14 protein-coding genes are annotated in these 19,912 nt (G+C 38.7%); 13 read left to right on the top strand and 1 reads right to left on the bottom strand.

Going from position 1 to position 19,912, the window contains the following annotated elements:
• The first annotated feature begins 113 nt into the window (after nt 1-113).
• From JEM65_RS16125 to JEM65_RS16140, 4 genes are all read left to right on the top strand, one after another.
• The gene (locus tag JEM65_RS16125) at nt 114-2,495 is read left to right on the top strand and encodes a glycoside hydrolase family 31 protein (RefSeq protein ID WP_199601702.1); all 2,382 of its coding nucleotides are present in this window, start codon (nt 114-116) and stop codon (nt 2,493-2,495) included.
• Between the two features lie 6 nt (nt 2,496-2,501).
• Nucleotides 2,502-3,923, top strand: coding sequence for an alpha-amylase family glycosyl hydrolase (locus tag JEM65_RS16130; protein WP_199601704.1), 1,422 nt, complete (start codon nt 2,502-2,504; stop codon nt 3,921-3,923).
• 2 nt (nt 3,924-3,925) lie between these two features.
• Nucleotides 3,926-5,587, top strand: a complete 1,662-nt coding sequence (locus tag JEM65_RS16135; RefSeq protein WP_199601706.1) for an alpha-amylase family glycosyl hydrolase — start codon at nt 3,926-3,928, stop codon at nt 5,585-5,587.
• Nucleotides 5,588-6,637: 1,050 nt separating this feature from the next.
• Nucleotides 6,638-9,019: a GAF domain-containing protein gene (locus JEM65_RS16140; protein WP_199601708.1), complete on the top strand. Its 2,382-nt coding sequence runs from the start codon at nt 6,638-6,640 to the stop codon at nt 9,017-9,019.
• Here the strand turns inward: JEM65_RS16140 and JEM65_RS16145 are convergent.
• Complete coding sequence (locus tag JEM65_RS16145) at nt 9,016-10,293, bottom strand: Pycsar system effector family protein (RefSeq protein ID WP_199601710.1); 1,278 nt, start codon at nt 10,291-10,293, stop codon at nt 9,016-9,018. The genes JEM65_RS16140 and JEM65_RS16145 overlap by 4 nt on opposite strands.
• Nucleotides 10,294-10,439: 146 nt before the next feature.
• Between JEM65_RS16145 and msrB the strand changes: the two genes are divergently transcribed.
• The 9 genes from msrB (at nt 10,440) to JEM65_RS16190 (ending at nt 19,897) form a co-directional block, all read left to right on the top strand.
• The gene (msrB, locus tag JEM65_RS16150) at nt 10,440-10,898 is read left to right on the top strand and encodes a peptide-methionine (R)-S-oxide reductase MsrB (protein WP_199601712.1); all 459 of its coding nucleotides are present in this window, start codon (nt 10,440-10,442) and stop codon (nt 10,896-10,898) included.
• Nucleotides 10,899-10,915: 17 nt separating this feature from the next.
• Nucleotides 10,916-11,467 carry a peptide-methionine (S)-S-oxide reductase MsrA gene (gene msrA, locus JEM65_RS16155; RefSeq protein WP_199601714.1) on the top strand — a complete coding sequence of 184 codons (552 nt, stop codon included), beginning with the start codon at nt 10,916-10,918 and terminating at the stop codon, nt 11,465-11,467.
• Nucleotides 11,468-11,483: 16 nt separating this feature from the next.
• Nucleotides 11,484-11,753 (top strand): GNAT family N-acetyltransferase, encoded by a 270-nt coding sequence (locus JEM65_RS16160; RefSeq protein WP_199601716.1) that lies wholly within the window; start codon nt 11,484-11,486, stop codon nt 11,751-11,753.
• 18 nt (nt 11,754-11,771) lie between these two features.
• The gene (locus JEM65_RS16165; protein ID WP_199601718.1) at nt 11,772-13,334 is read left to right on the top strand and encodes a protein adenylyltransferase SelO; all 1,563 of its coding nucleotides are present in this window, start codon (nt 11,772-11,774) and stop codon (nt 13,332-13,334) included.
• Nucleotides 13,335-13,411: 77 nt separating this feature from the next.
• Nucleotides 13,412-13,906 (top strand): peptide-methionine (S)-S-oxide reductase MsrA, encoded by a 495-nt coding sequence (gene msrA, locus JEM65_RS16170; protein WP_199601720.1) that lies wholly within the window; start codon nt 13,412-13,414, stop codon nt 13,904-13,906.
• A gap of 62 nt (nt 13,907-13,968) precedes the next feature.
• The gene (locus JEM65_RS16175) at nt 13,969-14,250 is read left to right on the top strand and encodes a DUF427 domain-containing protein (RefSeq protein ID WP_199601723.1); all 282 of its coding nucleotides are present in this window, start codon (nt 13,969-13,971) and stop codon (nt 14,248-14,250) included.
• A gap of 6 nt (nt 14,251-14,256) precedes the next feature.
• Entirely contained in the window at nt 14,257-14,775 is a 519-nt protein-coding gene (locus tag JEM65_RS16180; protein WP_199601727.1) for a peptide-methionine (S)-S-oxide reductase, read from the top strand.
• A gap of 12 nt (nt 14,776-14,787) precedes the next feature.
• Complete coding sequence (locus JEM65_RS16185; protein ID WP_199601731.1) at nt 14,788-16,008, top strand: bifunctional alpha/beta hydrolase/OsmC family protein; 1,221 nt, start codon at nt 14,788-14,790, stop codon at nt 16,006-16,008.
• Nucleotides 16,009-16,195: 187 nt separating this feature from the next.
• A complete protein-coding gene (locus JEM65_RS16190) occupies nt 16,196-19,897 on the top strand; it encodes a metallophosphoesterase (protein WP_199601739.1) in 3,702 nt (1,233 codons plus the stop codon).
• The last annotated feature ends 15 nt before the right edge of the window (nt 19,898-19,912 follow it).

The following is a 19,912-nucleotide window of genomic DNA, read 5'->3' on the forward strand; positions in this document are numbered from 1 at the left end:
AAAACCTGTGAGGTCTAGTTAATAAAAAATCATCTAATTCCTTCCCTTATTTCAAGGGAAGGTGGCTTTAATTCCCGATAAGGAATTAAAGTCGGAAGGGTAAAACACAAAATATGAAACAGTACTTAGTAATAACATTCCTACTCTCCTTAACCCTCGGATTCTCCCAAAACCCGAACCGAACGTTTGAATCCATCGCTTACAAAAACAATGTACTGGACATCAAAGTCAGTGACGGGGTTTATAAAATCATACCGTTTAGTGACCACATCATTGAAACCACTTTTATTCCTGAAGGAGAAGTCTACAATCCCAATTCGCATGCGGTCGTTTTAAAACCAGAACCAATACAAGCTAAGTTGCTGAATGTTGGGGAGTCGTTTAAATTTCAAACAGAGGGAATTACGGTAAATATCCAAAAACAGCCGTTTCAAATTTCCTACAGTTATAAAGGTAAACCCGTCATTTCTGAGAAAAAAGGCTATGTTAAAAATGACAGTTTAGAAACCATTCAATTCAATTTGACCAAGGACGAAGTGCTTTATGGTGGTGGTGCACGCGCTTTAGGCATGAACCGCCGTGGCTACCGATTGGAGCTTTATAACCGTGCCCATTACGGTTATGAAACCCATTCGGAATTGATGAATTACACCATGCCTATAGTCCTGTCATCAAAGCAGTATATGGTTCATTTTGATAATGCGCCGATCGGATTTTTAGATTTGGACAGTAATAAAGACAACACCTTAACCTATGAAACCATTTCTGGCAGAAAAACCTACCAAGTTATTGTGGGCGATTCGTGGACCGATTTGATTGATTATTATACAGACTTAACTGGGAAACAGCCCATGCCACCACGTTGGGCCTTAGGAAATTTCTCTAGTAGATTTGGCTATCATTCCCAAAAAGAAGTGGAAGCAACCGTTCAGAAATTCAGGGATGAAGAAATACCGTTAGATGCCATCATCATCGATATTTTTTGGTTCGGAAAGGACATTCAGGGACATATGGGGAATCTTGAATTTTTAAAAGATTCGTTCCCAAATCCAACCCAAATGATCAAAGATTTAAAATCTGATCATGTAAACACGGTATTGGTTTCAGAGCCTTTTGTATTAACAACGTCTAAAAGATGGGAAGATGCTGTTGATAAAGGTGTTTTGGCAAAAGATTCAATTGGCAACCCATTCATCTATGATTTCTATTTTGGAAATACTGGATTGATCGACATTTATAATCCGAAAGGGAAAACCTGGTTTTGGACTATTTATAAAGACCTTACAGATATAGGTGTGACCGGAATATGGGGCGATTTAGGTGAGCCTGAAGTCCATCCTTCAGCGTTGCTTCATGCTACAGGAACGGCAGACGAAGTCCACAATACCTATGGCCACGATTGGGCACGCTTGATTTCAGAAGGCTATAAAGCGGACTTCCCCAACCAGCGACCTTTTGTTTTAATGCGTGCTGGATATTCCGGATCACAACGTTTTGGGATGGTTCCATGGTCAGGCGATGTCAACAGAACTTGGGGCGGTTTACAAAGTCAACCGGAAATTGCACTTCAAATGGGCATGCAAGGCTTAGGCTATATGCACTCTGATTTGGGCGGATTTGCGGGGAATCTTCAAGATCCGGAACTCTATACGCGTTGGTTGCAATACGGCGTTTTTCAGCCTATCTACCGTCCGCATGCGCAAGAAGATGTGCCTGCAGAGCCGATTTTTTGGGATGACCACACCAAAGCCTTGGCGAAAAAATCTATTGAATTGCGGTATAAATTACTACCGTATAATTACCATTTGAGTTTTCAAAACCATAAAAACGGCACACCATTAATGCGTCCGTTGTTCTTTGAAGACACTACTGAGGCGCTTAAGACAGAAGCGTCCACCTATTTTTGGGGCGATAATTTTCTGGTGTCACCAATCATGAAATCAAAGGTGACTAGCAAAGACCTCTATTTTCCAAAAGACAACGCGTGGTTCGATTTTTATACCGGCGAAAAATTTTTTGGCGGACAAACAGCAACCGTTAACGTGGCTGAAGATAACATCCCTACCTATGTGCGTGCCGGGGCATTCATTCCGATGGCAAAATCGATGCAAAGTACCAAGGATTATGACGGAAATGTATTTGAACTTCATTACTATCATGATGCATCTGTTGAAAAAAGTATAGGACAATTGTATAACGACGATGGTGTAACCGCTAATGCTTATAAAAAAGGCAACTATGAGCTATTGACCTTCGAATCAGAAACGACTCCTTCTAAAATTGAAATCGGATTCGAAGCTGAGATTGGATCGACCTATAAATCGCAATCTAAGATGATTGATCTTGTAGTACACCATATCGGCGGAAAACCAAAATGGATCAAAAGTAAACGTAAGAGACTAGAGTTCACTTATAATGAAAATAAAAACACGGTGACCATTCCATTGGAATGGAACACGGCAAAAGAATTACAACTAAACATCAAATTAAAGTAAGTACACATGAAAAAAATTATGTTAGCAGCCTTCAGTTTAATGCTGATTACGGCTTGCAAGGAAGAACCGAAAAGAGACTTAACAGTTAATGAAAACACTGAAGAAACATTTCAAACGATCACTGACGACGTTCTAGAGACCGGGGTTATTTATGAAGCCAACATTCGTCAATATTCCCCATCGGGACATTTTGACGAATTCACTAAAGACATTCCGCAGTTAAAAGAATTGGGGGTAAAAGTCATTTGGTTGATGCCAATTTTTCCAATCAGCGAGACCAACCGTAAAGCTACGGGCGGTGCGGATAGTAAGTTTGCATCAGAATTTCCTGAAGCAGAGCAATCAAAATACTTAGGCAGCTATTATGCGGTATCCGATTTTACTAAAATCAATCCAGAATTTGGAACCATTGAAGATTTTAGAAATCTCATCAAAACTGCGCATGATAATGGGATTTATGTCATCTTGGACTGGGTTCCAAATCACACGGGTTGGGACCACGAGTGGATCAGCTCTAATCCTGAGTATTACACCCAGGATAAAGATGGCAACGTAACCTATCCTGTAGAAACAGATTGGACGGATGTTGCTGACCTCAATTACGATAATAAAGACATGCGCAAAGAGATGATTGCAGACATGCAATATTGGTTAAAAGAAGAAGGTGTGGACGGCTTTAGATGTGATGTAGCGGCTTCTGTCCCAACTGATTTTTGGGTGGAGGCTATTCCGCAATTAAGAGCAACCAAAGACATTTTTATGTTAGCGGAAGCTTGGGAACCAGAATTGGCTAAGGATGGACTTTTTGATATGGTTTACGGTTGGGATACGCACCATGTGATGAATGATTTGGCCCAAGGCAAGAAAGGCTTGGAGGCTTGGAATGATCGTATGACGCAGATTGACTCCTTATACGAGAAGGATGATATCATTATGAATTTTATTACCAATCATGATGAAAATTCTTGGAGTGGCACTATCAGTGAACGTATGAAAGACGCCGCACCGTTAATGACCGCGTTCAGTTATGTGATTCCTGGAATGCCACTTATTTATTCAGGAATGGAATACGATATGGACTACAGATTAAAGTTTTTTGAAAAGGATTCGATTCCTAAAACTAAAAAAACCATGTGGCCATTACTTGAAAAACTAGGCGAATTGAAAAACACAAATCCAGCGTTACATGGAGGTAAAAATCCAGCGTCTTATACAAACTTAGATACTACAAATGCTAAAGTCTTGGCATTTCAACGCGCCAAAGATGATCATACCGTTACATTTATTGGAAATTTCTCTGATAAAGATCAATCCGTTTCCGCACCGGTAACCGGAAACTTTAAAGATTATATGAATGGGGATACTATAGAACTTAAAGAAGAGGCAATGGTTTTAAAACCTTGGGCATATAAAATTTTAACTAATTAAGCATGACAAAAGTTTTATGGTGCCTGCTTTGTAGTTTGGTAATATTGAGCTGTAAAGAAGGACATACGCAAATTACAATGGAAGAAAACAACGATGTGCCTTTTGTTTGGGAGGGTGCCAATTTATATTTTTTATTGACTGATCGGTTCAACAATGGCGATAGTGCCAACGACCTGAATTTCGATCGTACGCAGGAAGCGGGTAAACTGAGAGGATTTGAAGGTGGCGACTTAAAAGGCATCACCCAAAAAATTGAAGAAGGCTACTTCTCTGACCTTGGTGTCAATGCCATTTGGATGACACCCATTGTAGAGCAAATCCATGGTGGTACTGATGAAGGTACGGGTGTTACTTCCGGATTTCACGGGTATTGGACCAAGGATTGGACGGCAATTGACCCTAATTTTGGAACCAAAGACGATTTGAAAGCCTTGGTGCAAGCGGCGCATAACAAAGGAATTCGGGTAGTGTTGGACGCAGTGATCAATCATACGGGGCCAGTCACGCCCGTTGACCCTGTTTGGCCCGATGAGTGGGTTCGTACAGACCCTACCTGCGATTATAGTTCGTACGATGCGACGATTTCCTGTACGTTGGTTAAAAATCTTCCCGACATTAAAACGGAAAGTAATGAGCACGTGGAGTTACCACCGCAACTTGTGGAGAAATGGAAAGCAGAAGGACGTTATGATCAGGAGGTAGCAGAATTGGATGCGTTTTTTGAACGTACAGGGCATCCTAGAGCTCCGCGATTTTATATTATGAAATGGCTTACGGATTTTATTACGGAATATGGCATTGATGGCTATCGTGTAGATACCGTGAAACATACAGAGGAAACCGTTTGGCAGGAATTTAAAACCGAATGTGATTTTGCTTTTAAGGAATGGAAAACCAATAATCCAGAAGCGGTATTGGATGCCAATGATTTTTATTTGGTGGGTGAAGTGTATGGCTACGGCATTTCAGCTGTAAAAGCATATAATTTGGGAGGACAAACCATCAATTATTTTGATAAGGCTTTTAACAGTTTGATCAATTTTGAATTTAAGTATGACGCTGCACAATTACACTACGAGCAGTTATTTAAGAAATATGGAGATGCGCTTCACAATCCGCTGAAAGGCTATGGCGTTCTGAATTACCTGTCGTCACATGATGACGGGCAACCTTTTGACCCATCACGTCAAAAGTCATTCGAAACTGCTACAAAATTATTATTGTCTCCTGGTACTTCACAGTTGTATTATGGCGATGAATCCGCAAGATCGTTGGTTATAGAAGGTACAAATGGTGATGCAACCTTACGTTCAATGATGAATTGGGAATCCATCGCATCTGATGAAAACACCATAACCATTGTATCACATTATCAGAAATTGGGACAATTCAGAAAAAACCATCCCGCAGTTGGTGCTGGCGTTCATCAAATGATCACAGATAGTCCTTATGTGTTTTATAGACGTTACCAAAAGAATGATTTTGAAGATGTGGTAGTGGTAGGTCTTGAGTTGCCAATTGGAATGAAAACCTTAGACGTTTCGGGTGTGTTTAAGGAAGGTGCAATAGTGCGTGATGCGTATTCAAAACAAGAGTCAAAGGTTATTGACGGTCGCGTTCAAATAGATTCAGAATACGATATTGTCCTTTTAGAATTGAAATAGTTGGTTTGTCAGTTCGAGTGTTTTTAAGGCTGTCGCGGTAGCGTCATCCTTAAAAATGTATCGAGAACCGCAGTGTTTTTAAGGCTGTCGCAGTAGCGTCATCCTTAAAAATGTATCGAGAACCGCAGTGTTTTTATGATTTGATAAAGGCGGATTATGTTAAGGCTTTCGGGACATATCGAGAACCTTACATCATTAAATTTCAGGTTTTCGCACGCTTCTCGATACTATTTTCAATCACTATGGCGCTTGAAAATCACTCGAAGTGACAATGTGTATCGGTTGTCAGTTCGAGTGTTTTTAAGGCTGTCGCGGTAGCGTCATCCTTAAAAATGTATCGAGAACCGCAGTGTTTTTATGATTTGATAAGGGCGGATTATGTTAAGGCTTTCGGGACATATCGAGAACCTTACATCATTAAATTTCAGGTTTTCGCACGCTTCTCGATACTATTTTCAATCACTTTGGCGCTTGAAAATCACTCGAAGTGACAATGTGTATCGGTTGTCAGATCGAGTGTTTTTAAGGCTGTCGCAGTAGCGTCATCCTTAAAAATGTATCGAGAACCGCAGTGGTTCCGATTTTTCATCGGAACTGTATCGAGAACCGCCGTGATTCCGATTTTTAATCGGAATTGTATCGAGAACCACAGTGATTTTAAATTTGACATCGTCCAAGTCGTAAACAAGTAGTTTGGTTGTCAGTTCGAGTGTCCCGAAAGCTTCGGAAATGATTTGATAAAGGCAGATTATGTTAAGGCTTTCGGGACATATCGAGAACCTTACGTCATTAAATTTCAGGTTTTCGCACGCTTCTCGATACTATTTTCAATCACTATGGTGCTTGAAAATCACTCGAAGTGACAATGTGTATCATATCGAGAACCGAGTAACATCTTTTTTTAAATTTAATTACAAAGTTTACCAGAATCTAAAAGTAGAGATGCTGCCGAAAAAATAGATTAGAATCGTGAAGCTCACATCGGACGTCACGATTCTTTTTTTTTATACCCTTCTCAAAAATCCGTAGATTTGAATATATTAAGACCCTATGACAGACATTAATGAGCATATCGATTCACCTTTTCTAATCAAGATAAGTTTTGAGAAACTCTTAAACTACTACGAGCAACTCGCTTTAAGCAAAGATCCTTTTTTAGTAGCGAAAGCGCAGCGTGTGTTGCAAGCTGGAAACGCTGCGTCTGAGCTCAGAGAGGGTTTTACCAATACTGATTTGTTGTATACCTATCAAAAGGAAATCAACATTATTTTGGAGGATTCCTTTAATGAATTGCTGACCAAAAATGAAATCAAAACCGCATCCGTAGTCCTACATAGTTTGATTTTTAACGCGTCCAAAAGATTCACAGCAATTATTGAAAATGCTGGGGATGATTTTGAATTGAAAATTTCCAATCAGCCTCAAGATGATATGTATAGAGAGGCTTGTGCAATTATCCTAAAGTTTCATTACGGTTATGATATCAATTTTAGAAGATCGTTTTTTTATGAAATTCCGGACGCTAATGGCATCTTAAGAACCTACAAAATTTTGTATAATGCGGATTTTGTAGAAATTATAAAAACCCAAAAGGCACCAGACATAACGGACGCGGATCATAGATTATTACTAGAGAGCTATGATAACATGGCGTTGTGGCGCGAGAAATTCCCAGCGCAAAGTTATATTTTTAAGGGTTTTACTATTAACAATATTTTTGATGTGACGAATGATCGTTCTATTTCAGAAATAAAATCTAGTTTATTGGCGTCTGCCAACAGCCAGAATAAAAATTTTACTGAAGATTTTAAACATTTGTTTGAATCGCTATTAAATCTGAAAGATGTTAAAGTGGGATTTGTCGCTTATAATAAATCGGAAGAACAATTTGAGCGCATTACGGGTGAAGGGATTGATAGTTATTTGCTCTTTAATCAAGATGCTGGGTCTTGTAAAACCTTATTGTGTGAAGCGTCATATAAAGCACTAATTACAGAAAACACCTATTTCTCCATCCCTGATGTTGAAAAATACTACCAACTCACCAACGGTAAGGCACAATATAAAACCTTGCATGACCACGGGATTAAAAGCGCGATACTAGCGCCAATTGCCTCAAATGGAGAACTCTTAGGAGTATTGGAGATTGTGTCCACCAAAGTTCTTGAACTGAATAGTATTAACGCCAATATTTTGATTGATGTGATGCCATTTATTGTGGCTTCTGTATTGCGATCCAAAGAGAGCGAAGAAAATTTAATCGAAGCGGTTATTCAGCAAGAATGCACGTCCATCCATCCGAGTGTGCGTTGGAAATTTGAAAGGGAAGCACGCATCTTTTTAGATAAAAAGAGGAGAGACGCGATCAGTGTATCTTTTGGTGAGATTGCATTTGCGGATGTCTATCCTTTATTCGGGCAAATTGATGTAAAAGGCTCTTCGGCTGCTAGAAATCAAGCCACACGCAAGGATCTGGCCTTGCAAATCAGCTTGGTTAGGAAGCTTTTGTCGACGGTATCAGAAACTGAGGGTTTGCCAATTTATGAGCAGCTCAACTATCAAATGGATGAGCTATCAAAAGAAATGGAAGATCATTTTAAAGTTGATACTGAACAGGAAATTGTAAAGTTTTTTGAAAAGGAAATTCATCCGTTGTTTGAGTTCATGAAAACTAAAAACGGTGCTATTGCGGATGCCGTCGAAGATTACTTCAGTAAAATAAATGAGAAGTTAGGTCTTATTTATTACTACCGCAAATACTATGATGACACCATCGCATTAATCAATAAAAAAATGTCATTCGTGATAGATCAGAAGCAAATAGAGGCACAACTGATGTATCCGCATTTCTTTGAGCGCTACAAGACTGATGGCGTTGAGCATAATATGTATATTGGGGAATCAATTACAAAAGAGCAGAGTTTTAATGAGGTGTACCTCTATAATTTAAGACTATGGCAACTTCAAGTTATGGCAGAAATGGAAAATGAATTTTACAAAAACCAGCATGAATTTCCGGCTACAGTAGAGGTCGCTTCCATGATTTTAGTTTCACATCAACCGTTATCCATTCACTTTAGAATGGATGAAAAACAATTTGACGTTGATGGTTCCTACAATGCACGCTATGAGGTGGTAAAAAAACGAGTAGACAAAGCGCTTATAAAAGGAACCGATGAACGGGTTACGACAAAAGGAAAGCTAACCATCATCTATTCTCAAAAAGAAGATGAAGAAGCGTATCTTAATTACATCAAATTTTTACAATATAAGAAAGTGTTCGATACCGAAATCGAACTCTTAGAATTGGAAAATCTACAAGGTGTTACAGGATTAAAAGCTATTCGTGTCCCTATTCTATACCACAAAGACTCAATAGACCAGCGCTATTATACCTATGACGATTTGATGAGTGACATCAAACAATCTTAGACATAATAATTTTGAGACCTGTCTTGTCTCAGTTCAATCAGATTCATCGCCTTTTTTTCAGTTTTTAAAACTTCGTCCAAATCAGCTGCTGGTGAAAATTTAAATGAAATAGCAAAGGCTATTACAGAAATGATCATTCCCGTCATGAAAATGGTGTACGTCACTCTCAAAATTCGGTATTTTCTGTCCAACACCTTCCCTAAAAAGTAAAGATCCTTTGTTAAAGAGCTGTATACATAGTCTTTGTCTTTTAAGAGCTCATTAATGGCCCATTCAAAGTCCTCGAGTTTCATTTTATGAAAATTCCCAAAAAAGGTCAGGTTCACCTTTCTATTCTCCACATCCTCTTTAGTAAATTCGCCACTTGTAATATTAGGACGCGTTGCGATGATGGATAAAATCATTGAGGTAATACTAGAGAGCATTAATATAATGGTAGGCACGATCAAAAATTGATTGGATGGATTGTCAAATTTCGAAAATAAAGTAGAGAGCATCAATGAAATGATAATCGCATTAACTGATAGTAAGATGTTTGCTTTTGTATCGGCAATATCACTTAATTTTATATGGTTTCTGAGGGCCGTTCTGTAAAAGGATTGAATGGCACGTTCTGGGCTAGCATCTTTTGCCTTAGCTTTAAGTTGCGCCTTCATTTTTTCTTTCTGGCGTCTCTTTTTCTCTTTCTTACTGGATTTAATGAGTTCAGCTAAGTTGTCTTCTTTTTGTATTTGCCAATTTTTAAGAGCATAGTCCGTATAAAACTGATGGTTTTGAGAGAGTACTTCTATGTTTTCGGCAAGCCATTCTGAAGGAGAGTACTTCCTAACGTTTTGCAATTCTAGTTCTTTTCTTAAAAATTCGCTGGCTTCGTTAAAATAAGATTTGCCAAAATGGGAGGCATCCGCATCTCTTATAACCCTTTCCAATTCATTTTTTGGAGTGCCCTTAAATTTAGTTGCCATAATACACTCATTAACGGCGTTAATGATAGTTTGATCTACCTGTTGTGTTTCTAGAAAAGCGGTCGCTATCTTAACACTCTCTTCTTCGTGCCCATCTCTTAATTTGGTATAGCCCGTATCATGCAATAAGGCAGCTAATTGGAGTATTGTGGATTGTTCAGTAGTGATATCTAAATTTTGAATAATTTCTTTCGTGCTCTTTAAAACACGCTTGGTATGTGTGAAGTTATGATATAGAAAGGTGTTTGGTAACTCCTCTTTAAAAAGATTAAATACAAAATCTTCAGTGTTTTTGATGATATCAGTCATAAAATGTGTTGTAAAGTTGGTGCTACAAATTACTAAAAAATAAATGAAGTAAATGAACACTATGACGACTATTTGTAATGCAAAACGTTAAAATCCGTCCAAATGCATATTATAATTTTTAACTTTAAGAAAAATACTTGAATTTTATGCTTACATGGAAAAATGTGATGGATTTTGCCGTAAATGGCAATCCCAAACCCAATAGAAGAATTGAAAAATCAGAAGCAGAATGGCGCAAAATATTAACCCCAGAGCAATTTAAAATTGCACGAGGAAAAGGAACGGAAGCTCCAGGAACCGGCGCGCTATGTAGCGTGTATGAAGAAGGTCAGTACAACTGCGTGTGTTGTGATACGCCATTATTTGACTCTACCATAAAATTTAAATCGAGCTCAGGTTGGCCAAGTTTTACGCAGCCCATTAAAGAGAACGCTATAAAATATGAGAAAGATATTTCGTTTGGAATGGTTAGAGTTGAAGTGATGTGCAATGTGTGTGATGCGCATTTGGGACACGTGTTTCCTGATGGTCCAGAACCTAGCGGATTGCGTTATTGTGTCAATTCTGAATCCATGACGATGGATGCTTCTAAAAAAGAAGTTTAACCAAATAGAACGAACATATGTCACATAAAAAATTGGAAACCATGACTGTCGGTGGTGGCTGTTTTTGGTGCGTTGAGGCTGTTTTTAACGAAATAAAAGGGGTGCATAAAGTGGTTTCAGGGTATATGGGTGGTTCTGTTCCTGGAACGCCAACCTACCGCGAAGTCTGTTCTGGTTTAACAGGACATGCTGAAGTGGTGCAAGTGCATTTTGATCCATCCCTTATAACTTATGAAGATTTATTGGTTGTTTTTATGACGAGCCATGACCCAACCACACTAAATAAGCAAGGAGGTGATGTTGGTACGCAATACCGTTCAGTCATTTTTTACAATGATTTAGAACAAAAAGGAATTGCTGAAGTAGTGGTCGAAGAAATTGCACCCTATTATGAACATCCAATTGTAACTGAAATCAGTCCCGTGGAAACATTTCATAAAGCAACTGAAGATCATCTAGATTATTTTGCCAATAACCAAACGGAGCGCTATTGTACAGCGGTCATCATCCCAAAATTGGCAAAACTGCGTAACATGCATGCTGACAAATTAAAAAATGCGAGTGTTTAATATAAATAAAAATTTTATGAAAGTGATTCATGACAAAGACAAGCAACAATTTACTATGGAAGTCGATGGTGAAATTGCAAAAGTAGAGTATGAAATGCAAAACGGAAAAATGCATTTGGTTTACAGTGAAGTGCCATTTAATATCCGCGGTCAGGGCATTGGCAAAATGTTGGTTAAAAAAACCTTTGAAAAATTGACCGAAGAAGGCTATGAAGCCGTTGCGGTTTGTGGATATATAAAATTGGTAGCCAAAAGAAGTGACAAATGGAATAATATTATAGGATAGGTACCCAATAAAAAACGAATGAAGCTTAACATTAAAAATAAATTTACCACGCAATTACCCGCAGATCCGAATCTCGAAAATAGCAGACGGCAGGTTACGGAAGCGTGTTTTTCTTATGTCACGCCAAAACACACCTCAAACCCTGAGTTGTTGCATGTGTCACCTGAAATGTTGAACAACTTAGGTTTAACAAAATCCGATGCTGAATCTGAAAAGTTTTTAAACGTAGTTACAGGTAATATAGTACTTGAAAACACTACGCCGTACGCCATGTGTTATGCAGGGCATCAATTTGGCAATTGGGCAGGGCAGTTGGGAGACGGGCGTGCTATTAATTTGTTTGAAGTTGAACATGATCAAAAAAACTGGGTAGTTCAGTTGAAAGGCGCGGGAGAAACACCCTATTCCCGTTCAGCAGACGGCTTGGCAGTCCTGCGTTCTTCCATTAGGGAATACTTGTGTAGTGAAGCCATGCATCACTTGGGAGTGCCTACTACCAGAGCCCTATCTTTAGCCTTGACTGGAGATAAAGTGCTGCGGGACGTGATGTACAACGGCAATCCTGAATATGAAAAAGGAGCGATAGTCAGTCGCGTGTCTCCTAGTTTTTTAAGATTTGGAAGTTATGAAATATTCGCGGCACGACAGGATCATAAAAATCTGAAAATTTTGGTTGATTTCACCATAAAAGAACATTTTCCACATTTAGGAGCGCCTTCTAAGGATATCTATACCCAGTTTTTTTCAGAAGTCTGTGCCCGTACATTGGAGATGATCATTCATTGGCAACGTGTAGGCTTTGTGCATGGGGTAATGAATACGGATAACATGTCCATTCTCGGGTTGACCATAGATTACGGGCCATATGGTTGGTTGGAAGGCTTTGATTGTGGGTGGACACCAAATACGACGGATAACCAACACAAGCGCTACAGATACGGAAACCAACCCAATATAGGACTATGGAATTTGTACCAACTCGCCAATGCACTGTATCCGCTGATTGAAGACGCGAAGGCTATGGAGGCGATTTTGGAAACCTATACCACCAATTTTGAATCGCAGTCCCTAGCCATGATGCGGAGCAAATTAGGATTGCAATCTGAAAATGCGTCTGATGTGTTGCTGATTCAAGCGTTGGAAGATGCCTTACAACTGACGGAAACGGACATGACGATTTTCTTTAGGCAATTGAGCAGCTTTAAACCAGGGAAAGCATCTGAAGGTTTACCTCTCGTCAACGACGCTTTTTATGCACCAACAGAACTTTCTGATAAAATTAAAGCCCAATGGAATGCATGGTTTGACCGCTATGCAGAACGCTTGTTAACAGAATCCATTTCAAATTCAGAAAGAGTAGTTAAAATGAACGCCGTCAACCCTAAATACGTGTTGCGCAACTACATGGCGCAATTAGCCATTGATGCAGCAGATAAGGGTGATAATACACTCATCGACGAATTGTTTCAGATGATGAAAAAACCGTATGATGAACAGCCCCAATATGAGCAATGGTTTGCAAAACGGCCTGAATGGGCCCGTGATAAAGTGGGATGCAGCATGTTATCCTGCAGTTCATAAAGGATGTTTTTCCAACCAAAACAATGCTGAAGGCAAAAATATTCAATTTAATAACAGATTAATTTAGATAAAACACAATGAGTACATATAAAAAAGCATATATAGCCGGCGGCTGTTTCTGGGGGATGGAAGATCTTTTCAGAGAACGTCCGGGAGTAAAGGATACCGAAGTAGGATATATTGGAGGAGAAAACGAGCAACCAACCTATAGAAATCATCCTGGGCATGCTGAAGGTATTGAAATCACTTACGACCTTAATAAAACGTCCTTCAAACAACTCTTAGATTATTTTTTCAGAATTCATAATCCTACAACCCTTGACCGACAAGGAAATGATATAGGGACAAGTTACCGCTCTGCCATATTTTTTCAGAATGAAGAAGAAAAAGCTGTAGCTGAAGAAGTTATTACTATTGTCAATGCTTCCAATAAGTGGGATGGTGAAGTGGCTACAACGCTAGAACCTTATTCTAAATTTTGGGCGGCAGAACCTGAACATCAAGATTATTTGCTGAGAAAACCGGACGGCTATACCTGTCATTATGAAAGATTTGATCAGCCATTTATTTGATTTATAAGCGAGAGCGTTTCTAATTTATCTGAGATTTTAGTATCATTGATAAAAAAATAAGAATGAAAGCTATCTGGAACCACACCATTATTGCAGAAAATGATGCCACTGTAGTCGTAGAAAACAACCACTATTTCCCACAAGACAGTCTCCATAAAGACTATTTTAAAAAAAGTGATACCCAAAGCACCTGTCCGTGGAAAGGGTTAGCTTCCTATTATACTATAGAAGTTGATGGGAAGCAAAACAAAGATGCCGCCTGGTTTTATCCTGAAGTTTCTGAAAAAGCCAAAGCCATCAAAAACCACGTCGCTTTTTGGAAAGGTGTGGAGATCAAACCATAGGATTTCATGACACCAAACATCATTAAAATTGGTTTCGGTGGCGGATGCCATTGGTGTACAGAAGCGGTTTTTCAGTCCGTAAAAGGTGTAGAAAAGGTGGAACAAGGGTATGTGACGTCTACAAAATCCAATAGTGGCTTCTCTGAAGCTGTTATCGTTCATTTTAATATTAAATGCGTCACGCTAACAACTTTAATTGAAATACATTTGTTTACCCATAAAAGTAAATCTGACCATTCCATGAGGGGAAAATACCGTTCTGCCATATACACTTTTAACAACACTCAGCATGAAGACGTTGTACAGTTGCTTAAAGGCTTTCAGATAGAGCAGGATCAAAAATTCATCACTCAGGTATTGCTCTTTCAATTTTTTGAACCCTCTCGAGACGACATCACCAATTACTATTATAAAAATCCTAAGAAACCTTTTTGTGAGACTTATATCAACCCAAAACTGAAGGTGCTTTTACAGCAGTTTTCAGAACATGTTGATCAGGATAAAGTGATTCATTTAAAAGCTTAAAAAACACCTATTATGCAAAGTACAAAACTCAACATACAGAATTCAAAGGGCTTGCGGTTACAAGCGTATTTGGAGATGCCTGCCAACCAAAAACCTCATAACTACGCTGTTTTCGCACACTGTTTTACCTGTAGTAGCACCTTAAAACCAGTTAAAAACATCAGTAGAGCACTCACCACACATGGTTTTGCAGTGGTTCGCTTTGATTTTACGGGTTTGGGCAACAGTGAAGGCGAGTTTGCAGACAGTCATTTTTCTGCCAATGTGGAAGATCTATTGGCAGTTAATAATTATATGGCAGAGCACTATGAAGCACCTTCATTACTTATAGGGCATTCTTTGGGTGGAGCAGCTGTAATTGTGGCCGCATCACAACTTGATAATATAAAGGCCGTGGCCACTATTGGAGCCCCAGCCACCACAGAACATGTCAAACGGCATTTTTCGCACCAATTTGATGAGATTGCCGAAAAGGGCGATGTTGAGGTCAATATTGGAGGACGCCCCTTTAAGATCAACCAAGAGTTTGTGGAAGATTTTGATAAGACAGATTTGCCTGAAATTACCAAACAACTTCGGAAGCCTATCCTGATCATGCACGCTCCGTTTGACCAGGTGGTGGGGATTGACAATGCACAGCAGTTATTTATAAGTGCCTTCCATCCAAAAAGTTTTATAAGTTTAAATGATGCCGATCATTTATTGCTGAAGGAGAAGGATAGTATGTATGTAGGTAATATGATAGGGGCATGGGTGCAGCGGTATTTTGATACCCATGACAACAAAATTTTAGATACAGAAAACGAGCAATTGGTAGCGCATCTAAATCTATTGGAAGATAAATTTACGACCTCTATACAAACAAAGAAGCACAATTTTGTTGCGGATGAACCACTATCTTTTGGTGGTGATGATTTTGGACCTTCCCCTTATGATTTTTTAAGCGCTGCGTTGGCGTCATGTACAGCAATGACCTTGAAACTTTATGCAGAACGCAAGAAATGGGATTTACAGGAAGTGTATGTATACATCACTTATTCAAAAAAACATAGTGAAGATTTAATGCAAGACAGAGAAAAGCCTACACGTTTTGATCATCTTCTTAAGAAACTTAAATTTGTAGGAAATTTAGATGCCACTCAAAAAGAAAAACTGGTTGAGATTGCTTCAAAATGTCCGGTTCATAAAACTTTATTGAGTGATATTGTTATAGATACTGAAGTTATTGTGTAAATAAAACTATCAATTCCATTTGACAGGTGCCTGAAATAAATTAATTTGTAGCTTTTAAAAGAAGAGCTCTTTTAATAAAATTTTATGTTTACAAGCCGAGTGTTCATATTGTAATAGCCTAGTCAGAAATTTGTTTACTTTGTTTATCAGTATACACATCCATAAGCCCTTAAAATAATAGTCCTTAATGAATACGATTAAAAACCTCTCCATTCTCCTTTTAGCTGCTGTTTTATTGAATGCCTGTGCATCCTACCAAGCGCAATATTTAGATAAGGAAGATCAACAAAATACGTTTCCAAATAAAGAAGTCGATAAGGTGTTTTACTTGGTGGGCGACGCAGGTTTGTCACCAATGAACGGCATGTCTCAGGGTTTAACAGCCTTTCAGAACTATATTTCAGATAAGGATACCAAAGGAGATTACACCTTGTTTTTAGGTGATAATATCTATCCTGCTGGCCTTCCTATAATTGAGCATAAGTACCGAGGTTCTGCTGAAAACATGCTTAATGCCCAAGTAAAATCGGTTGAAAATTTTAAAGGCAAGACCATATTCATTCCTGGTAACCACGAATGGTACGCTGGTGGCGTCACTGGTGTGCGTTTGGAAGAAAAATACATTAAGGAAGCCCTTGATGAAAATAGTTTTTTTCCTGAAAACGGTTGTCCTCTTAAAAGTATTGATGTGAGCGAAACCATTCAATTGATTATTATTGACACCCAATGGTATCTTGAAAATTGGGATCGTCATCCTACCATAAATGAAGATTGTGTCATAAAAACCCGAGAACGCTTGATGCTCGAGTTGGAAGGTGAGATAAAGAAAGCCCAGGGCAAAACTATCGTATTTGCAATGCATCATCCTATGTATACCAACAGTACTCATGGCGGTCAATTTGCGTTAGAAAAGCATTTGTTTCCTATGCAGAGAAAAATTCCGATGCCAGGTTTAGCATCATTGGTAACTCAAATTAGGGCCCAAGGCGGTGTTTCCATTCAAGACAGATACAATGAACTCTATAATGACTTGATGGATCGTTTGGAAAACTTGGCTACTGAAAATGGCAATATTATTTTTGTGTCAGGTCATGAACATACGTTACAATACATTGATAACGGAAACATTAAACAAATCGTCTCTGGTTCTGGTTCAAAAACAGGTCAAGTTAACTTAAAGACACACGGCGTGTTTGCCTATGGTCTTCAAGGTTTTGCTGTTTTTACAGTGTTTAAGGACGGCAGTTCTTGGGTACAAGTTTTTGGTTCAGAAAACAATACACCGCATTTATTGTTTCAAAAGGAGGTCTATCCGCCTACAAAAGCTTATGATTATTCTATTTTGCCGGATACTTTTCCAAAAGAGGTTGAAGTATCGATTTATTCCGATGAGGAAACCGATAAATCTTCCGTCTATAAAATGCTTTTGGGAGATCGTTACCGCAGTGTTTATAGTAAACCCATTAAAGTGCCTGTGGCTACCCTAGATACGCTTTATGGCGGATTGGAAGTGGTAAGGGCAGGAGGTGGGCATCAGACCAAATCTTTGCGACTTAAAACTAAGGATGGAAGAGAATTGAATATGCGTGCGCTGCGTAAGAGTCCGACGCAATATTTGGAAAAAGTACTCTTTAAAAATTCTTACGTAGCAGATGCCTATGAACAAACCGAAATTGAAAGTCTTATTTTAGATTTTTATACCGCTGCTCATCCGTATGCGTTTATGGCCATTCCAGATTTGTCAGATGCTGCAAAAATTTACCATACCAATCCTCAAATATTTTACATTCCCAAACATAAATATTTAGAGGAATTTAATGCAGGTTATGGGGGTCAGTTGTACATGATTGAGGAGCGCCCCGAAGAAAATTATACGGACGAACGTAATTTCGGATATGCTGATGATATTGAAAGTACCTATGACATTATTGAAAAGGTCAGAGAAGATGAAAAATACAGGATTGATGAAAACGCCTACATCAGAGCCCGCTTATTTGATATGTTAATTGGAGATTGGGACAGACATCAAGACCAATGGCGTTGGGCGCAATTTAATCAGGAAAATGGAGACAAATTATACAAACCTATTCCAAGAGATAGAGACCAAGTATTTTCAAACTTTGATGGCACCATGTTGGATATCGTTAGAGTCATCTCTGGGGCTTCAAGACAACTTCAGGTGTACGATGCAAAACTAGCAGATATTAAATGGATGAACAGTGCGGGTGTAAAATTAGATCGTGTGCTTTTGCAACAATCTAATAGAGAAGCATGGTTAAAACAGGCCAAATTTTTAGAAGAAAATATAACAGATGAGGTGATAGAAAAAGCGTTTAGTTATGTACCCGTTGAGGTTCAGGATAGTATCATTGAAGATATTAAGGTAAAGTTGAAAGGACGTCGCGGTAATATGCAGGACATCGCTAGTCGGTATTATGATTATTTAAATGAATTGGTCGTGTTGACCGGTACAGATAAAGACGATTATTTTGAAATTACGCGTTTGAACGAGAATTTAACTCAAGTTAAGATTTCGAGACTTAAAGATGGCGGTATCAGCGAGCCGTTTTTAGATCAGACTTTTGATAGTAACGTGACCAAGGAATTGTGGATATATGGATTGAACGACCATGATCAATTTGAAGTTAATGGAGAAGGCGAAAATTTAATTTTCACAAGAATCATAGGAGGGCAAGGCAATGATATTTACAATATAAAAGAAGGGAAGCGAGTTAAGGTTTATGATCATAAATCAAAAGAAAATACGGTCCTTTCAAAAAATGGAGCAAAAGTAAAATTCACTGATGTCTACACCTTAAATCTTTTTAATTTCGAAAAAAACAGGACCAAAGGCACCTCACTCACCCCAAATTTTAGTTATAACCCTGATGATGGGGTGTTATTGGGTGGTGCGGTGGTATACACCATTAATGGGTTTCAGCGGAATCCGTTTTCGCAGCAACACGCATTTAATGCTAAATACGCTTTTGACACCAGCGGCTTTAAGTTAGATTATGATGGTGAATTTGCCAATTTCTTTTATGACTGGAATTTGAACGTTGGCGGTGCCTATACGAATGAAGCATATACCAATAATTTCTTTGGTTATGGAAATGAAACCGATAATGATGCAGGTGCCTATGATTTTAACCGGGTTAAAAAAAGCATTTATAGAGGTCATATTGGGGTTTTAAAACGATCTGCTTTTGGTAGTGATTATGGGTTTAGAGCAATATTTGAAGGCATTCAACTGGATGCCTCACCTGATCGATTTATAACAACGTTTCGTCCAAAGAGCGATGAGGAATTTTATGAGCGCCATTATTTTGGAGCATTGGAAGCCGAATATGACTATTTAAGTGCGGATAATAAAATAAACCCAACCAAAGGCATGACGTTTAATTTGGATGTGGGTGCCAGAACTAATCTACAAGATGCTGATGAGGTGTACGGTTACATTAATGCTGATATTGGTTTTTATAATGCGTTAACCAAGGATAAAACCTTAGTGCTTAAAACCGATGTGCGTTCGCAATTCCGTTTTGGAAATAACTATTTGTTCTATCAAGCGGCAAACATTGGTGGGGATTCTGGATTGAGAGGCTACAGGGCAGAGCGCTTCACAGGAAAAAATGCCTTGGTTGCCAGCGCCGATTTGCGGTATAGTTTTCCTTCCATAAGAACACGTTTATTACCTTTACAAATTACTGTTTTTGGAGGTGGAGATGTAGGTCGCGTATGGTTTAGAGGAGATTATTCTGATAAATGGCATAATGATTATGGTGGTGGTTTAAGAATTACCGCAGCCAAATCGCTGTCGGGAACATTCAATTTATTTACAGGAGAAGACGGATCACGATTTTCATTTGGTTTAGGTTTTAATTTTTAATGTGGATTTATCGAG

Source organism: Gelidibacter salicanalis (assembly GCF_016469035.1).
GTDB lineage: Bacteria > Bacteroidota > Bacteroidia > Flavobacteriales > Flavobacteriaceae > Gelidibacter > Gelidibacter salicanalis_A.

What these genes read in the sequence shown, in the direction of transcription:
- JEM65_RS16145 (WP_199601710.1), bottom strand. Translation starts at nt 10,293, where the DNA reads ATGACTGATATCATCAAAAACACTGAAGATTTTGTATTTAATCTTTTT.
- JEM65_RS16190 (WP_199601739.1), top strand. Translation starts at nt 16,196, where the DNA reads ATGAATACGATTAAAAACCTCTCCATTCTCCTTTTAGCTGCTGTTTTA.
- JEM65_RS16125 (WP_199601702.1), top strand. Translation starts at nt 114, where the DNA reads ATGAAACAGTACTTAGTAATAACATTCCTACTCTCCTTAACCCTCGGA.
- JEM65_RS16130 (WP_199601704.1), top strand. Translation starts at nt 2,502, where the DNA reads ATGAAAAAAATTATGTTAGCAGCCTTCAGTTTAATGCTGATTACGGCT.
- msrA (WP_199601720.1), top strand. Translation starts at nt 13,412, where the DNA reads ATGAGTACATATAAAAAAGCATATATAGCCGGCGGCTGTTTCTGGGGG.
- msrB (WP_199601712.1), top strand. Translation starts at nt 10,440, where the DNA reads ATGCTTACATGGAAAAATGTGATGGATTTTGCCGTAAATGGCAATCCC.
- JEM65_RS16165 (WP_199601718.1), top strand. Translation starts at nt 11,772, where the DNA reads ATGAAGCTTAACATTAAAAATAAATTTACCACGCAATTACCCGCAGAT.
- JEM65_RS16160 (WP_199601716.1), top strand. Translation starts at nt 11,484, where the DNA reads ATGAAAGTGATTCATGACAAAGACAAGCAACAATTTACTATGGAAGTC.
- JEM65_RS16175 (WP_199601723.1), top strand. Translation starts at nt 13,969, where the DNA reads ATGAAAGCTATCTGGAACCACACCATTATTGCAGAAAATGATGCCACT.
- JEM65_RS16185 (WP_199601731.1), top strand. Translation starts at nt 14,788, where the DNA reads ATGCAAAGTACAAAACTCAACATACAGAATTCAAAGGGCTTGCGGTTA.
- JEM65_RS16140 (WP_199601708.1), top strand. Translation starts at nt 6,638, where the DNA reads ATGACAGACATTAATGAGCATATCGATTCACCTTTTCTAATCAAGATA.
- JEM65_RS16180 (WP_199601727.1), top strand. Translation starts at nt 14,257, where the DNA reads ATGACACCAAACATCATTAAAATTGGTTTCGGTGGCGGATGCCATTGG.
- msrA (WP_199601714.1), top strand. Translation starts at nt 10,916, where the DNA reads ATGTCACATAAAAAATTGGAAACCATGACTGTCGGTGGTGGCTGTTTT.
- JEM65_RS16135 (WP_199601706.1), top strand. Translation starts at nt 3,926, where the DNA reads ATGACAAAAGTTTTATGGTGCCTGCTTTGTAGTTTGGTAATATTGAGC.